The sequence below is a fragment of the Wolbachia endosymbiont of Cantharis cryptica genome, assembly GCF_964277405.1.
GTDB lineage: Bacteria > Pseudomonadota > Alphaproteobacteria > Rickettsiales > Anaplasmataceae > Wolbachia.
Window position 1 is genome coordinate 1,284,928 of the sequence record NZ_OZ195521.1, and the last position, 16,205, is coordinate 1,301,132.

The 16,205-nt window shown below is 35.5% G+C and carries 13 protein-coding genes, 1 other RNA gene and 1 pseudogene; 9 read left to right on the forward strand and 6 right to left on the reverse strand.

Annotation, left to right across the window (positions count from 1 at the left end):
• The first annotated feature begins 6 nt into the window (after positions 1-6).
• Positions 7-189: a hypothetical protein gene (locus tag ACICP6_RS06360; protein ID WP_395463041.1), complete on the forward strand. Its 183-nt coding sequence runs from the start codon at positions 7-9 to the stop codon at positions 187-189.
• A 4-nt stretch (positions 190-193) separates the two neighbouring features.
• Here the strand turns inward: ACICP6_RS06360 and fumC are convergent, their stop codons facing one another.
• On the reverse strand, positions 194-1,576 hold the full coding sequence (gene fumC, locus ACICP6_RS06365; protein ID WP_395463042.1) for a class II fumarate hydratase: 1,383 nt from the start codon (positions 1,574-1,576) through the stop codon (positions 194-196).
• Positions 1,577-2,475: 899 nt separating this feature from the next.
• On the reverse strand, positions 2,476-4,215 hold the full coding sequence (recJ, locus tag ACICP6_RS06370; RefSeq protein WP_395463043.1) for a single-stranded-DNA-specific exonuclease RecJ: 1,740 nt from the start codon (positions 4,213-4,215) through the stop codon (positions 2,476-2,478).
• Positions 4,216-4,459: 244 nt separating this feature from the next.
• On the opposite strand from recJ, the gene ACICP6_RS06375 reads away from it, so the two are divergent.
• Both ACICP6_RS06375 and ACICP6_RS06380 read left to right on the forward strand, forming a co-directional pair.
• A complete protein-coding gene (locus ACICP6_RS06375) occupies positions 4,460-4,987 on the forward strand; it encodes a c-type cytochrome (protein ID WP_395463044.1) in 528 nt (175 codons plus the stop codon).
• A gap of 120 nt (positions 4,988-5,107) precedes the next feature.
• Positions 5,108-5,854, forward strand: a complete 747-nt coding sequence (locus ACICP6_RS06380) for an alpha/beta hydrolase (RefSeq protein WP_395463045.1) — start codon at positions 5,108-5,110, stop codon at positions 5,852-5,854.
• Between the two features lie 105 nt (positions 5,855-5,959).
• Here ACICP6_RS06380 and topA read toward each other — a convergent pair whose 3' ends face one another.
• The 3 genes and pseudogenes from topA to ACICP6_RS06395 form a co-directional block, all read right to left on the reverse strand.
• Entirely contained in the window at positions 5,960-8,410 is a 2,451-nt protein-coding gene (gene topA, locus ACICP6_RS06385; protein ID WP_395463046.1) for a type I DNA topoisomerase, read from the reverse strand.
• A gap of 86 nt (positions 8,411-8,496) precedes the next feature.
• On the reverse strand, positions 8,497-8,904 hold the full coding sequence (locus tag ACICP6_RS06390) for a hypothetical protein (RefSeq protein ID WP_395463047.1): 408 nt from the start codon (positions 8,902-8,904) through the stop codon (positions 8,497-8,499).
• A 4-nt stretch (positions 8,905-8,908) separates the two neighbouring features.
• Positions 8,909-9,653 (reverse strand): annotated as a pseudogene (locus ACICP6_RS06395) (IS5 family transposase).
• Between the two features lie 839 nt (positions 9,654-10,492).
• Here ACICP6_RS06395 and ssrA point away from each other — a divergent pair.
• The 3 genes from ssrA to ACICP6_RS06410 all read left to right on the forward strand — a co-directional run bounded on the left by ssrA (position 10,493) and on the right by ACICP6_RS06410 (position 12,093).
• Positions 10,493-10,830, forward strand: a transfer-messenger RNA (tmRNA) gene (gene ssrA, locus ACICP6_RS06400).
• Between the two features lie 22 nt (positions 10,831-10,852).
• On the forward strand, positions 10,853-11,290 hold the full coding sequence (locus tag ACICP6_RS06405) for a ClpXP protease specificity-enhancing factor SspB (protein WP_395463048.1): 438 nt from the start codon (positions 10,853-10,855) through the stop codon (positions 11,288-11,290).
• Between the two features lie 266 nt (positions 11,291-11,556).
• Positions 11,557-12,093: a hypothetical protein gene (locus ACICP6_RS06410; RefSeq protein ID WP_395463049.1), complete on the forward strand. Its 537-nt coding sequence runs from the start codon at positions 11,557-11,559 to the stop codon at positions 12,091-12,093.
• Here ACICP6_RS06410 and ACICP6_RS06415 read toward each other — a convergent pair.
• Positions 12,076-12,865 (reverse strand): IS5 family transposase gene (locus ACICP6_RS06415; RefSeq protein WP_395462624.1). Its coding sequence is split into 2 segments (ribosomal slippage): positions 12,076-12,603 and positions 12,605-12,865, totalling 789 coding nucleotides; the frame shifts between segments, so codons are not numbered across the junction. The two genes, ACICP6_RS06410 and ACICP6_RS06415, sit on opposite strands and share 18 nt — an antisense overlap.
• Positions 12,866-13,021: 156 nt before the next feature.
• Here ACICP6_RS06415 and ACICP6_RS06420 point away from each other — a divergent pair.
• The 3 genes from ACICP6_RS06420 to ACICP6_RS06430 all read left to right on the forward strand — a co-directional run bounded on the left by ACICP6_RS06420 (position 13,022) and on the right by ACICP6_RS06430 (position 16,157).
• Positions 13,022-13,684 (forward strand): hypothetical protein, encoded by a 663-nt coding sequence (locus ACICP6_RS06420; RefSeq protein WP_395463050.1) that lies wholly within the window; start codon positions 13,022-13,024, stop codon positions 13,682-13,684.
• 79 nt (positions 13,685-13,763) lie between these two features.
• Positions 13,764-14,042: a YggT family protein gene (locus ACICP6_RS06425; protein WP_395463051.1), complete on the forward strand. Its 279-nt coding sequence runs from the start codon at positions 13,764-13,766 to the stop codon at positions 14,040-14,042.
• Positions 14,043-16,157, forward strand: a complete 2,115-nt coding sequence (locus ACICP6_RS06430) for a DNA translocase FtsK 4TM domain-containing protein (protein WP_395463052.1) — start codon at positions 14,043-14,045, stop codon at positions 16,155-16,157.
• Positions 16,158-16,205: the final 48 nt, after the last annotated feature.

A 16,205-nucleotide genomic window follows, 5' to 3' on the forward strand; every position in this document is an offset into this window, starting at 1 on the left:
TTGGCATTGCCTATAAGTATTGAGAGCGTTGAAGAAAACTGTGATTACGAATATTACCCCAAATTAGATCCTTCGGCTGCTGCTGAATTACATGTTATAAAGAAAAATTATTATAGATACGGTGAGAAATTAAAAATACTGGCAGATAAGAGGATAAAGGAGATAAAGGAAGCTGATTTAGGCGCTTAATGACCTATAAATTCACCATCTCTTCTGGTTTTACTATTTTTTCAAACTCTTCCTCAGTGAGTAGCTGTAGTTTTACTGCCGCTTCTTTTAGAGTGATATTTTCTTTGTAAGCAAGTTTTGCTATTTTTGCTGCATTGTCATATCCTATATGCGTATTTAGTATAGTAACTAACATTAACGACTGATTCAGTAAATCTTTTATCCTCTTTTCATTTGCCTTAATATCAATCACACATTTTTCTGTAAAATTTAAACTTGCGTCAGCCAGAAGTCTTATAGACTGCAAAATATTGTAAATTATTACTGGCTTAAACACGTTCAGCTCAAAATGACCATTTAAGCCACCAATGGTTATAGCAACATGGTTTCCCATAACTTGAGCGCACACCATAGTTACTGCTTCACACTGAGTTGGGTTTACTTTGCCTGGCATAATTGAAGAACCAGGTTCATTTTCCGGTAATGTTATTTCTCCAATTCCGCACCTTGGACCAGAACCAAGCAACCTTATATCGTTTGCAATTTTCATTAAACTGACTGCTACTGTATTGAGTGTTCCACTTAATTCAACTAAAGCATCATTTGCTGCCAATGCTTCAAATGTGTTTTCTGCTGAAGTAAATGGAAGATTGGTGATTTTTGCAACTTCTCTAGCAAAATCTTCAGCAAAGCCTTTTTTAGTATTTAGCCCTGTGCCAACCGCAGTGCCACCTTGTGCAAGCTCATATATATTGCCCAGAGTTGATTTTATTCTCTCTATTCCCTTTTTAATTTGAACTGCATAGCCAGAAAATTCCTGTCCCAATGTTAAAGGTGTTGCATCCTGCAAATGAGTACGTCCTACTTTTATTATACTTTTAAATTCCTGAACCTTATCATTCAGTGCCTTGTATAGCACTTCAAGATTTGGAATGAGAGAATAATTTATCTGCTTTGCTGCTGCTATATGCATTGCTGTTGGAAAAGTATCATTTGATGACTGACCGTAATTCACATGATCGTTCGGATGCACTGGAGATTTACTACCCAAATCACCGTCCAAAATCTCTATTGCGCGATTACTTATTACTTCATTCATATTCATGTTGGTTTGAGTTCCAGACCCAGTTTGCCATACAACGAGTGGAAATTCATTGTTGAATTTACCATCTGTTACCTCCTTTGCGGCTGTGCAGATAGCGTTTCCCACTTTCTCACTTATAGCACCATGCTTCATGTTCACACATGCTGCCGCAAGCTTTACTGTTGCTAACGCTTTAATCAGAGGCTCTGGCATTTTTTCTGTGCCAATCTTAAAATTTTCTAAAGAACGCTGAGTCTGTGCTCCCCAATAATGCTCACTTGGTACTTTTACTTCCCCTAAGCTATCTGATTCTATTCTCACCATACTTTTCCCTTCACATTAGAATTCTGTTATTTCATGAGCTAAATGTCAGCTCAACGACAAAATAAACGTAAGGAAACTTTTATATACCCAATAATTGGCGTCATCTAAGTAGCTAATACTGGGATCCAGTTTCGCTACATAATTTTACCATATGAATATCTCCATTTCCTTGGCTAATTAAATCATACTGGATTTCAGTGTCAAGTATACAACCATTCGTTTGCGAAGGCAGTGTGTATAGTAGGTTTTACCTCAAACAGAAAGATATCATTTGAGTAGCCCTTCGTTGTCATTCCAGTGCTCTTTTTTTGTCATCCAAGTAGCCTTGCATCTGGAATACAGTTTAGCTATAAAATTTAAGAAAATATTTAAGAAATTTGCTAAATGGGAAAAAAGGCAAAAGAAGCCCTAGTCACTGTCTATTTTCTGTATTGGCGTTTTTTTAGTCTTAAACGCTGCAATTTAGCGACTTTTAAACTGCAACAGACCCTTAGCTTAAATGCTAAGAAATTTTCTAAGCAGAAAAAAGGCAAAAAAAATCCCGTGTTAGATAGTGCTTACTCTCTAATCCTGCAAATTGGCGTACTATACTGTCTTAAACGCTTTATAAGCGCGTTTCAGCTTGTGTAGGTAAAAACCTAGAAGTTTTATTAAAGACATACGGTGCACATAGTGCAAAAAATTAAAAATAAGACGCCAACTACGTTATACTCCTTCGTTTAATCTGCACAGATGAAGATAACTGAATACCTTCAGTACCATAATAAGAGGACTGGCGGAGTTTGTCAAGCGGTTTTTCCAACGCGCTGCCAAAAGTTTGTTATGCAAGAGGTCTATTGTAAGTAGCTATTTTATTGCTTAAAGCCAGAAAGCTTGGATCTAGTTTTTAGTGGGGTAACTCAGCTAATGGTCAATACGTCTTCTATTAAAAACTGTATAAATTCATTGCCATTCCAGTAATTCATAGAGATTTTACCTAAAATGGCTTTAACATTACCCTGCATGATAGCAGAACCAAGCTCAGTATTTGCAGAACGAAATGCAATAGCTCTCACCATGACATTATCATCAGCAATGAAGCATTTTATGTGATCAGTTCCTATAATTTCGGGCTTTCTTATTTTTGCTTCCTGAATAATGAACCTTGGTTCAGGATTGCCTGCTCCAAATGGCTCTAAGCGTTGCAATTGATTCCACAATGATAAGTTTATTGTTTTAACTGTTACTACACCATCGGCTTTTAAAGCTTTGTCATTTATGGAGTGTGTAAACCTTTCAGTAAAAAAGTCATATAAATCATTTATTTTGTCTTCCTTAATCGAAAATCCTGCCGCCATATTATGGCCGCCACCTTCAATAATCAGGTTTTTGAATTTTGCAGAAAGAACTGCAGCACCAATATCAACTCCAGAAATTGACCTACAGCTAGCTTTTCCTATTCCATTATTTAAGGATATCACTACTATTGGCAAGTGAAACTGCTCCTTCAGTCTTGATGCAGTTATACCAATTATTCCCTGGTGCCAATTGCCGCTTACCATTATAAAGTTTGCACCTGATTGCACAGATTTTTCCACTTGTGTTGTGGCTTCTAAAAGAGCCTCATTTTCTAGCATTTTTCTTGCATTATTCAAATCTATTAATTTTAGTGCGATGGAATGCGCCTCTTCTTCGTTATCTGTAGAAAGCAACCTTGCACCAAGTGATGCTTCTCCGATTCTTCCTCCAGCATTTATGCATGGCCCAATATTAAAACCCAGCCGAGAAACACTTGGTTTTTCAAGAATTCCTAAAGCATCAAATAAAATGCGCAAGCCAATATTTTTTCTTGCTGACATGACCTTTAATCCTTGTGAGACAAATGCTCTATTGAGGCCAGTGATCTGCATAACATCGCAAACAGTGCCGAGGGCAACTAAATCGAGCAGATCAAATAAATCTGGTTCTTTTTTGTTGGCAAAAAATTCCTGTTCACGCAGGCTCTTATTAAGAGCAACAATCAACAGAAATGACACTCCAACTGCTGCAAGGTTATTATAAAGAGAGCTCTCATCAAGGCGGTTTGGGTTAACAACTGCTACAGCGATTGGTAGCTTTTCTGCACCAAGGTGATGGTCAATAACTATAATATCAAGACCAAAGTTCTTTGCATCTTCTATCGGTTGATATGCAAGCGTACCGCAATCAACGGAAATACATAGATCAAATCCTTTCTTTTTAAGTTGTAATAAAGCACCTGCGTTTAATCCATAACCCTCGTCAACACGATCTGGAATATAGATTATAGAGTGTATACCGATCATTCTTAGGTATCTGTTAATCAATGCTGATGACGTTGCACCATCAACATCATAGTCACCGAATATTGCTATGTTTTCACCATTTTTTATTGCCTGTATTATGCGAAAGATAGCTTTATCCATATCAAGCAGATGAAATGGATCTGGCAATAGCGATCTAATCAGTGGATATAAGAAGTCACCTGCATTTTTTATATTAACACCGCGAGTAACCAGCGTCCTCGCTAAGATTTCTGGTAACTCAAACCTCTGAGTAAGGGTTAAGATTTCCCTTTGATCTGCTTCTTGCAACTTCCATAGTGCATTTGTTATGCTGCGCTTTTCAATATCAAGTAGCATTTTTGTAAATAAAACTACTTTACCAGAATTTTCAAGCTTGTTCTACAATTGAATCTCTTTTATCAGCACATTTTATGGATAACTTTACAAAGTTAAAGTAAAAATGTTAATATAAGCTTTTAATAAAATATTCATTAAAAGTAATAAAAATTTCGTTTATCTTTACTTGCTTTTTAAGGTAACTGGTTGCTGTTTTCGAAAATACTTGCATAATCTAGGTAATACCAATTGATAAAAGTTAATTATGGAGCTTAATAAGATTGCAGCATCGATTTTACTTTCTGGGCTAATAATTATGATAGTCAGCAATGTAGTTGATATGCTTTACAGCCCTAAGGAATATAAGATTGAACACCAAACGGTAGTAGCTGCTGGTAGCAATGAACCTCAGCAAAAAATCGAGCAAGTGGCACTCGATATTGGAGCGCTCATGCAGAATGCTAGCTTTGAGAAAGGCAAGTCGGCGGCGAAAAAATGTATAGCCTGCCATAGTTTTGAAAAAGGTGGAGCCAATAAAGTAGGACCAAACTTATGGAACATAGTTGGAAACAAAAAAGCACATCTTGGCAATTCATTCAATTACTCAAAAGCAGTGCTTGAAAAGGGCGGAAAGTGGGGATATGAAGAGCTATTTGCCTTTTTAAAGAATCCAAAAGTTTATATAAAAGGTACACGCATGGCGTTTGCAGGTATTTCCAATCCGCAAGAAGTTGCAAACTTAGTCAGTTATTTGCGTTTAATGAGTGATAGTCCAGTTGCTTTGCCAAAGTAGTAAACCTTTTGTAGAATCAATTTGTGGTAAGAGAAGAAATGAACCGCAGAATACTTGAGGAGCGTAAGCAAATCTTGGCATAAAAATTACTATCAGAAAGCAGATTATACGAGAGGTCTTATGGATTACTGTAAATTGTTTGATGAAAATAATAGTCACATAGCATATCGAAAGCTACAAGGAAGAAAAGCTTCTATAGTTTTTTTCGGTGGATTTGCATCCAATATGAATGGAACTAAAGCAACTGCCATTTACAAGTTTTGCCAAGAAAATGATATAGCGCTTGTGTTGTTCGATTACTTTGGTCACGGTTATTCAAGCGGTGATTTTACTGATTACACAATAAGTGACTGGCAAAAAAATTGCGCTAGAGTAATCAGTGAATTGACTAGCGACAAACAGATAATTATAGGTTCAAGTATGGGAGGTTGGCTGATGTTACTTACTGCTCTTCAATTTCCAGAAAGAATTGCAGCACTAATTGGTATATCATCCGCTCCTGATTTCACCGAAGATTTAATATTCGGGCAATTATCAGGCAAGCAAAAGGAAGAACTAGATTCTAAAGGTGTAATAGATTTTACTTCAGGGCATTGTACATACAAAATAACTAAAAATTTGATCGAAGATGGCAGGAAAAACCGTCTTTTAAACAAAAAGACAATAGACATAAACTCCCCTGTGCGTTTATTGCACAGCATTAATGATCAAGATGTTCCTTACCAAAATTCATTAAATTTAGCTGAAGAAATTAAGTCAACCGATGTTGAAGTGCACTTGATAAAATCAGCAGAGCATAACATGTCTGACAATCACTCATTGAAAATTTTGTTTCAGACCATTAGAGAATTTTTGCCAACTGTGTAGTTATACCAACCTTCGTTATTGGGAAGACAAATAAAACACATCACGAGTTTGCCTAAACCTCCAGTTGTAGGGAAAAAGCACTCTTTTTAATTTGACCTTTACAATTTACTTTTTACTCTTAATCAACTCCAAAGCCTTCTTCAAATCTATGCTTTCAATATCTGCGTTTTTGCCCAAAGCAACGTTTGTTTTACCGCATTTTATATAGAACCCGTACCTACCGTTGCAGATAAAAATTTCTTTTCCCTTTTCATTCAAACCAAGAGATTTTAGCTCTTTACGTGGGCTCTTTGCAATAATTTGCACAGCTTCACTTAATTCTGTATTGAGCACCTCTTTGGAGCTTTTTTTAAGAGAAAAGTATCTACCATCATAGAAAATATAATACCCAAATCGTCCAAGGCCCACTTTTACTTCTTTTCCGGTCTCTGGGTGTTCTCCAATTATTTTTGGCAAAGAGAGTAATTTAGTTGCAGTATTCAGATCAACATCGTTGACATTTATATCTTTTGGTATAGAGACTATTTTTTTCTTTTCCGATTCACTATTAAGCTGCACATAAAGCCCATAAGGACCTTTTTTGATTAACACTTCTTGTCCCGTTACATCATCTACGCCCAAACTTTTTGGATATTCTGAGGCTTCATTAGTATTCACAATTTCTTTTGTATGGTTGCATGTAGGATAGTTAGAACATCCAAGAAATACTCCACTTCGCCCAAAGTTCAATTTTAATATTCCATCCGAACACACAGGGCATTTTGTGCCAACATATTTTTTCCCTTCCTCCGAACAAAACCAATCAATTACCAAATCATGAATGCCACTAAAAACCTCATCATGTGTCATTTTCTTAACAGAGCTCACATTGTCAAAAAATGGCACCCAGAAATGGCTTAGTTCCTTCTTCCAGTCTTCATTTCCGTTTGAGATTAAATCAAGCTTTTCTTCCATTAGTGCTGTGAAATCATATTCTACGTAACGATGAAAAAATGATTTTAAAAATATAGTAACCATTTTACCGCGACTGCTTGGAATAAATCTTTTGTTATCTAGTGTAACATACTCACGATCTTGTAATACCGAAATAATTGTTGCATAAGTTGATGGACGTCCTATGCCGATTTCTTCCATTTTCTTAACGATACTTGCTTCGCTATAACGTGGAGGGGGTTGAGTAAAATGTTGTTTTGGATCAACAGAAATCAGCTTGCACGCTTCTCCTTCTTTCATGGTAGGTAGCATGCCTTCATCTTCATTATCTGCGTTATCTCTATAAACTTTATAGAAACCATCAAAGAATATACTAGACCCGCTTGCTCGCAGAATTACCTTCTGATCAGTAGAACTAATTTCGATTACCACTTGATCAAGAATTGCCGATTCCATTTGACTTGCAATGGTCCTTTTCCAGATCAAATCATACAATTTGAACTGCTCTAGCGTTAAATAGTCTTTAATACTATTTGGCGTTCTATTGATATCAGTTGGACGAATTGCTTCATGTGCTTCTTGAGCATTTTTAACTTTTTTTACATATTGACGAGGAGACTTTGGTAAATATTTATCACCATATAATGACTTAATTGACCCTCTGATTGAGCTTATAGCCTCATCTGCAATATAAAACCCATCTGTACGCATGTAAGTTATTAACCCTACAGTTTCACCACCAATATCGATGCCTTCGTATAAATTTTGCGCTATGCGCATAACATTTTTCACATTAAAATACAGCTTATTTACTGCATCTTGCTGAAGACTTGAAGTAATAAATGGAGGAAGCGGATTTCTCTTAACTTGCTTGCGTTCTACTGTGCTTACAGCATATTGCCTTGACTCAATTTGCTTGACTAAGTCTTTTGCTTCTTCTTCGTTTTTAATATCAAATTTTTCTAGCTTTTTATTGTCATAGTGGCTTAGCATAGCAAAAAAAGCTTCGTTTTTGCTGTTTTGCATTTCTGCTTTTATGTTCCAATATTCCTGCGATACAAATTTACTAATTTCATCTTCTCGTTCGCATATTAGCTTTAATGCAACAGACTGCACACGCCCTGCAGACTTGCTTCCTGACAGTTTTGTCCACAATAATGGCGACAAATTAAATCCAACTAGGTAATCCAAAGCTCTGCGTGCTTGCTGTGCGTGCACTAAGTCCATATTTATTTCGCGTGGATTCTTTACTGCTTCTTGCACTGCTCTTTCTGTTATCTCATTAAAGACTACTCTATAAATTTTGTTTTTATCATTGATTGCTTTCTTTTCCTTTAGTGCCTCTATCACATTCCAAGCTATTGCTTCCCCTTCTCTATCTGGATCTGTTGCAAGGTATATATCTGACGTTTTACTAGCTTCTTTTACCAGTTCTTTTACATACTTTTCTGCCTTTTCAATAATTTCATACTTTATAGTAAAATCATTATCTGGATCAACAGAACCGTTCTTCACTGGAAGATCTCTCACATGTCCAAAAGATGCAGCTACTTTGAACTCTTTACCCAAATATTTACCTATTGTTTTTGCTTTCGCAGGTGACTCAACTATTAATAATGCCATAATTGTTAATTATTAGTACTTAAAGATAATATGTTGAGGAATATACGGTGAAAAGTAAAAAAATATTTTAATAGGTCTTGTGAATTTTACACAATGGGTTGTGGAACCTTTTCAGAAACCCCTTGGACCTTGCTATCTTTAAGCGACTTTGAAGGCTCATTACAATAATATACGATTGCAGCAGCAACCAGACAACAAGCTCCAACCGCTACTCCTACTGCCAACATTTCCAAGTAAACTGCAATAGTTATTCCTAAAGCAACTCCGGCTATTGCCAGTGCAGAGGCAGCTACAATAGGCAGTTTGCTCCTCTTTTCATTTTGTGAAGCATCGTCACTTGGCTGTATGTTATTGTTTTGAGTGTTACTTGCTTGATCCGCAACTTCAGGCTGCTCTTGTTTATTTTTAGGTGTTTTTTCCTCCTCTTGTTTTACCCCCAAAACTTCTAATGAATTTTTAAGTGTAGCCGATTTTTCCCTAGGCTCTGTGGACAAAATTTTAGAGAAGCCATACAAGAGCCCCAACAAAATTTAGAAAACCCATAAAAACCTCAGATGTTTTGTCAAATCGAGAAAAAATACGCCTAAAATTTTTAATTTTACTGAAAAAACACTCAATCAAATGACGTTCTTTGTAGATATGCTTATCATAATATCTCTGCACTTTTCGATTCCGTTTGGGTGGAATAACTACTGTACATCCCTTACTTTCGAGACTTGCAACAAAAGCATTGCTATCATAGCCCTTATCAGCAACTACAGTGGTATTATAGACGTTTTCAGTTAATGTTGCTGCTTGTGTAATCTCATTTCTTTGACCAGCAGTTAAAGTAAATTTTAGCGGATTGCCAAGTGCATCAACAAGTGCATGTATCTTAGTCGTGAAGCTACCTTTACTTCGCCCTTTGATCCTTGGAGTATTTTGTATAGCCAGCTGAACATTGGTGGGCTCTAACGATCGTACCGTCAATTATGACAGCTTCTAGATCTGGCTCTTGTTTTGTGTACTCCAATAAATTCTTCCAAATACCCTTTTCGTACCATCTCTTAAATCGTTTATGTACACTTCTATAATTGCCATAGATTTTAGACAAAAGCCGCCACTGGCAACCACTTCGTGCCATATACTACACTGCTTCTATGAATATTCTTAGACGTTTTTCGTCTTTGCTATGCATTCCTTTTACGCCTTTTATGAACTCTAAAATTTGTTTCCAATTTCTTTCTTTTATATAATATTCCATTCGGTAGTTTCTCCATTTTTGTGTTCATTTGGTTAAACTACCACTTTTTTTCTCCCTCTTTATATTTTTTGTCCACAGAGCCTAGCCATATATACCCCAACTCACTAATAATATATATTAGCATCATATGACATAAAAATCAAGTGAACTCACCCAGGAAAAGTAGAGATGTAGACAATATTGGAATTTCTATATACTATAGCTTTCTACGTCATACCGCCACGGTGCTAACAAGCAGCGGTTGTCGTTTAGCTATAAAATTTAAGAAAATATTTAAGAAATTTACCAAATAAAAAAAAGGCAAAAGGAACCCTGTGATTATTGTCCGCTTTAAAGTACTGGCGTTTTTTATGTTTTAAACGCCTGACAAGCGAGATTCAGCTACTTTTAATCGCAACTAACCTGCGCTGCAAGTGTTTAAGAAGTTTACCAAGCAGAAAAAAAGACAAAGAAAACCCGAGTTAGCTAGTCCTTTACTATCTCTGTCGAGTATTGGCATTTTTTGATGTCTTGTAACGCTTTGTAAGCGCGTTCAGCTTATTTAGGTAAAAACCTAGATGTAGATGAAGTTTTGTAAAGACATACAGTACCTATGTACTGCAAAAAATTGAACATAAGACGCCGATACCTTAAGTAATCCTTACCTTTTAATCTGCAGATTGGCGAAAGCAAATACAATAGCTTCACTTTCATGATAAGAGGACTGGCAGAGTTTGTCAAGTAAGTTTTTCCAACGTGCTGCCAAAAGTTTGTTATGCAAGAAGTCTATTATCCTCTCAGTTTATTTCTTTTTTGAGATCACGTACAGGTTCTTAGCTATCAATCAACTTGAAGTTAAATATCTTGACATTTATTTAATATTACTATATAATAACCATGTGTATTTTATACACTATGGCAATAAAATTACCTTGTAATAGGTGTATTGGACCCGAGGGCAGTACTCGGCGCCTCCACCATGTTTTTAATTTATACGGGGGCGAATAAGGATCGACATGCATAGTAAAGATGGTAGCTTTGCTCGGTTAGACACCACCGCTAAGAGTTCATAATTTAAATGCAAACGATAACAACGTTGCTGCTGGTCGTGTAGAGTCTGCTGCTGCTTAATTTAGCACAGTAACTTTATTACTATAAGCACGGTTTAGGGAACGCCGGGTAACAGAAGTTCCCCAAAAATTTATGTGTGTGAAAGTCATATGGAAAAAGCGGGTTACAAAAAATCACTCAATTGTGCCAAGTTTCAAGTTATCAAAAAGGCCTTAGATATTATATCAGGTAATGGTTTTACTCCTCACTTAGAAATATTATTTTTCACATATTTTAATGGCGTGATCATACCAGATAGTTTGAAAAAATCATACCCCACTCAAATGCTTATTATATTACAGCACCAATTTCATAGTTTAAAAGTTTCTGAGAATAAATTTAGCGTCAGTTTGAGTTTTCACGGAAAACAAGAACAAATTACTATACCGTTTTTTGCTATTAATGAGTTTCATGATAAAATTTCAGGAGATGTTTTAATATTTGATAAAATCAGTATCGATTCTGACGAAGAATATAAAAGCGAAAAATGTACTGAAAAATTGTCAAACAGCAGTATTATATCCATAGATCAACTTCGTGATAAGTAGTTATTTGTAGAGCGCTTGAGAGTCTTTCCTTTTGCTTTGGCAAAATCTCTTTTGACTCAATTGCTGTATAACAATCATCATTAAATAAGATTTCTCAAATCTATAATAAAGGGCAATAGAGAAATTTACTCCATCTATAATCTACTTTAGTAAAAAATTTGTTAAGTATTTTCTTGCTTTTTAATTATTTTTATTACAATATTAATTGCCTTGCATATAAATTATTATATTATTAATAAATAGATTAAGAATTTTAGGTAATTAATATGCCAAAATACACTAAGAAATACATTAATAATATTGCCGAGTCTAATATATTAGGAGTTTACACTTCTGAAGATAATTCTCAAATTAGAGTGTTTTTCAAAACTGTAAATGGAGAAAACAGTAGAATTTTTTCAGGACAAGAAGTAGTAAAGTTTCTAAATCGTACCACTGATGTAAGAGATCATAAAAGAGAACTTGCCATTAGTGGAAATATTAAAAAAGGCATTATTAAAGATATAAAAGGTATATATAGAAAAAATGGCAGATATATATATGAAATACAGGACCTATTACCTGATGCACAATACGAAGAATTGTTCGAAAGTGAGCAAGCTATCCAATGTGATTTGAACGATTTTATGTCAGACAGCATATCACAAAGCGTGTACCTGAAAGATAGATTTGAAGAAATTCTGGACTTTGATCCCGAAGAAGGGCTATGTCATCCGTTAAACTATTTTATTGTCTGTACAAAGTTAAAGAATAAAGAAGATTTTACTAAGCTTCTAAGAACCTGTTTAAAATCTTCGCAATAAGAGAGAAACGAAGGAAAGAACGACCATTTGTAGGCTAGTATTGAGTTTTCGCTCACAGTTTTTCCACAATCGCCTGCATTTTTCCAACCAAGCAAAAGACCGCTCAACAACCCATCTTTTTGGCAATACAGCAAAGGTATGTAATTCGCTTCGTTTTATTACCTCAACAGCTGCACCAATAGTTACTTTTATTTGTGTTGCAAAATTTTCTCCTGTATAGCCAGCATCAACGAGTATATTTTTGACTTCAGAGAGGTTTTCTTTAGCATTTCCCACCATTTTTACAGCACTGCTACGATCAGTTGCTTCTGCCGTTGTTATATGAATTGCATGTGGCAAGCCCTGTGTATCAACTGCGATATGACGCTTTATACCTGAAATCTTTTTACCTGCATCATAACCCTTTCTTTCAGCAGTATCTGCGTTTTTAACGCTTTGAGCATCAATTATGCAGAAACTGGTTTTCTCTTTCCGACCATTGTTGATACGGACCTCTCCAACTAATTTTTTTTAAGACTAATTCCAACAAACTTGGTTCTTCTCCATCCTTTTTATTCCACATTTGAAAATAATAATATATGCTCTCCCACCTTGGAAAATCTTTTGGCAACATCCTCCACTGGCAACCACTTTTTAGGACGTATAATACTGTACAAAATACATCATATAAATCAAGTTTTCTTGGTTTTGTTTTCCTCCTGCTACTCTCCAGAATTGGTTTGATTTTTTCAAATTGCTCTCGACTTATATCACTTGGATAACTTTTTCGCATAGATATACCTCATTCTTAATCTACCCCTATTTTACCTTATCCTTTCGAGATTTTAAACAGGTTCTCAGACCTGACAACATTTTACCTGAGAAAGATTTTATAGCTTATATTATTGGCAAAAGCGAAAAACAAACACCTAAATTATTAGCAATACAAATGCTGCTACAATGCTTACCTATTTTTGATGTTCAGGGCATTGAAAGACGTGAAGGATACCCATTTTATACAAATGAAGTGATATATGAACAACCATGTGAAGATCTCTCCTCGATGAGAAGCAAAGTCAACATTGATCAAAAACAGATCAAACATGCTTTAAATGATATAAAAATAGGACACTACTTAGAATTTAGTTTTTCCTGTTATACTTATAACAAAAAAAATAATACTGATAATACCCATTACTCTTCTGGCGAAGAAAGTGATAGTAGTGATTCTATAGATAGTAATGATTATGACGAAGGTACTGCACATTCCACTTTGGTGTATAAAGCAGAAAATAGTAAATATATATTTTTTGATCCTAATAAAGGAGCAGTTGGTTTTTGCCCTAATACAGGTATTGCTAACCTGACTCCTAAAGAAATTTGTAGGATATTAGAGTTAGCTATAAATTTTTACTCATATGATAAATATATTGAAAATTCTCCGATTTTTCCAGATGGTTGTGAGATTTTTATTACACTTAGAAATGCAACATTAATGTTAGAGAAAGCTGGAAAATTTTACGAAACAGCAAAAAACATAAACTCAAAAGTTATGGATATATCAGTTGATAGAAATACTGGTAATTTATCATTTACACCTGTGTTATCATAAAAGTATATAACCACTATAAGACTTGATTTTTCATCTTTTGTGCAATAAAAGTGTACTGATAATCAGCTAAAGCAAAACCATGCATCCAATTATATACCTACTCAACATGCTGCTTGATCTTTATAGCTTCATTCTAATATGCTGGATTGTCCTAAACTGGCTGGTTAAGCTTAATGTGGTAAACATGTATAACGAAGTCGTAAGCAACATAATGCACACTTTGAACCGACTCACCCATCCACCACTAAAGGTTATTAGAAGGTATATACCACCGTTCAATGGATTAGATTTATCTGTAATGGTATTGCTAATAGCAATTCACTTTGTAAAATATACAATAACTTACTACTTTAAGTAGATGCTAAAAAAATGCCTAAAAGCAGCAATATACCTATCACTCTTAATATATTTATATATATCAGTTTTTAGCTACAACTATAAAGACCCATCCTTAAACACGGCTACAAATGAAGAAGTGACAAATTTAGGTGGAATAGTAGGCTCATATTTGGCTGATATATTAGTGCAATTTCTTGGATTAACTAGTGTTACAATAGCTACAACTGTAGTTTATTTTCTGGTCTTCAGACCAGCAAAAATGCTGCTAAAAATTTTTTACTTAACATTAATCAATTTAGGGATATGTGCTATATTACCACAACTTTCGCTAGGCATCACTGCAAGGTATATGCACAGTGGAATAATAGGGAATGCACTGATTAGTCACTGCCCATTTTATATATTCATGATAGTAACATCAATAGGTCTTGTAGGATTGGTTGGTTGGAAGAGAACAACTTACTCTATATTTTTCTTATTCAAAAAAATAGCTTACTTATTTATAAAGATTCTATTCTTTAAATTGCGTAAAACTGCTGAATATTCAATTGCACCATTAGTAGTAGAAGAAAAACATAGAACTACTAAACAACAACCAAAAGAAAGGCAGAAAAAAGCTATCGAGGAGATCTTTGAACCATCAAGTGAGTTTGAGCTTCCAAGTATCCATTTACTTTCTAAAGCAGAAGAGTCTTTGCAGAGAAAACAGCTGAATGAAATGGAGAGCAATAAAAATTTATCTCTGCTGGAGCAGGTCCTTAATGATTTTGGCGTGCAAGGAAAAATTATCAGTATATGTTATGGGCCAGTTGTGACTTTATACAAATTGGAACCTCAAGCTGGCACAAAATCTGCAAGAGTGATCGGCCTTGCAGATGATATTGCGCGTTCAATGAGTGCACTCTCTGCGCGTATCTCGATAATTCGTGGACAAAATGCCATGGGAATAGAATTGCCAAATAAGGAACGAGAAATTGTCATGCTGCGTGATTTGCTTGAATCACCAGAATATCAGAATGCAAACTTAAATCTTCCAATTGCACTTGGCAAAGAAATAAGTGGAAAACCAGTTATTGCAGATCTGACCAAAATGCCTCATTTGCTTGTTGCTGGGACCACAGGGTCAGGTAAATCAGTTGCGATTAATACTATGATTCTTTCACTCGTTTATCGATTAAGTCCTAACGAATGTAAGATGATAATGATCGATCCAAAAATGCTTGAGCTTTCAATATATGATGCAATACCACATCTAATAACGCCAGTGGTAACAGAGCCAAAAAAGGCTGTTATTGCTCTTAAGTGGATAGTGAAAGAGATGGAAAATCGCTATCGCATGATGTCGTATTTAAATGTACGCAATGTAATAAACTATAACCAAAAAATCACAGAAGCGATGAATAGTGGAATAGAATTGGAGCGTGTTGTGCAGATTGGCTTTAACTCAACAACAGGTAAACCCTTATTTGAAAAAATGCCAATCAAGATGGAAACGTTTCCGTACATTGTAGTAATTGTAGATGAAATGGCAGATTTGATGCTTGTTGCTGGCAAAGAAATAGAGTGCTCTATTCAACGTTTAGCGCAAATGGCCCGTGCTGCAGGAATACACATCATAATGGCAACACAACGTCCATCTGTGGATGTGATAACAGGCGTGATAAAGGCAAACTTCCCAACAAGAATCAGTTTTGCTGTCACTTCTAAAATAGATAGCAGAACAATACTTGGCGAACAAGGGGCTGAACAATTGCTCGGTATGGGTGACATGCTCTATATGGCTTCTGGTGGTAAGATTATTCGAGTTCATGGCCCGTTTGTGAGTGATGATGAGGTGCAAAATATAGTTGATCATCTAAAAACGCAAGGTGAGCCAAACTACATGGAGGAAATCACCAAAGAAGATGAAAATTCTTCTGCGGAATTGGGTGGTGAAACAGAAGATGAAGAAAACGACCTCTACAACCAAGCAGTGGCTATCATCCAAAGGGATCAAAAGGTCTCAACTAGTTACATTCAGCGACAGCTTAGAATAGGCTATAACAGAGCTGCAAATATTGTTGAAAGAATGGAAAAGGAAGGTATTGTCAGCGCTCCAAATTACTCAGGAAAGAGAGAGATATTGGTAGAATGACTACCAAACCCTCTGCACTATGATATTTTTGAGTATCCGGTATAATAC

Bases quoted from the DNA above. Each gene is read 5' to 3' on its own strand.
- ACICP6_RS06425 (WP_395463051.1), top strand. From the start codon at position 13,764: ATGCATCCAATTATATACCTACTCAACATGCTGCTTGATCTTTATAGC.
- ACICP6_RS06420 (WP_395463050.1), top strand. From the start codon at position 13,022: ATGCTGCTACAATGCTTACCTATTTTTGATGTTCAGGGCATTGAAAGA.
- ACICP6_RS06405 (WP_395463048.1), top strand. From the start codon at position 10,853: ATGGAAAAAGCGGGTTACAAAAAATCACTCAATTGTGCCAAGTTTCAA.
- topA (WP_395463046.1), bottom strand. From the start codon at position 8,410: ATGGCATTATTAATAGTTGAGTCACCTGCGAAAGCAAAAACAATAGGT.
- ACICP6_RS06430 (WP_395463052.1), top strand. From the start codon at position 14,043: ATGCTAAAAAAATGCCTAAAAGCAGCAATATACCTATCACTCTTAATA.
- recJ (WP_395463043.1), bottom strand. From the start codon at position 4,215: ATGCTACTTGATATTGAAAAGCGCAGCATAACAAATGCACTATGGAAG.
- ACICP6_RS06380 (WP_395463045.1), top strand. From the start codon at position 5,108: ATGGATTACTGTAAATTGTTTGATGAAAATAATAGTCACATAGCATAT.
- ACICP6_RS06410 (WP_395463049.1), top strand. From the start codon at position 11,557: ATGCCAAAATACACTAAGAAATACATTAATAATATTGCCGAGTCTAAT.
- ACICP6_RS06375 (WP_395463044.1), top strand. From the start codon at position 4,460: ATGGAGCTTAATAAGATTGCAGCATCGATTTTACTTTCTGGGCTAATA.
- fumC (WP_395463042.1), bottom strand. From the start codon at position 1,576: ATGGTGAGAATAGAATCAGATAGCTTAGGGGAAGTAAAAGTACCAAGT.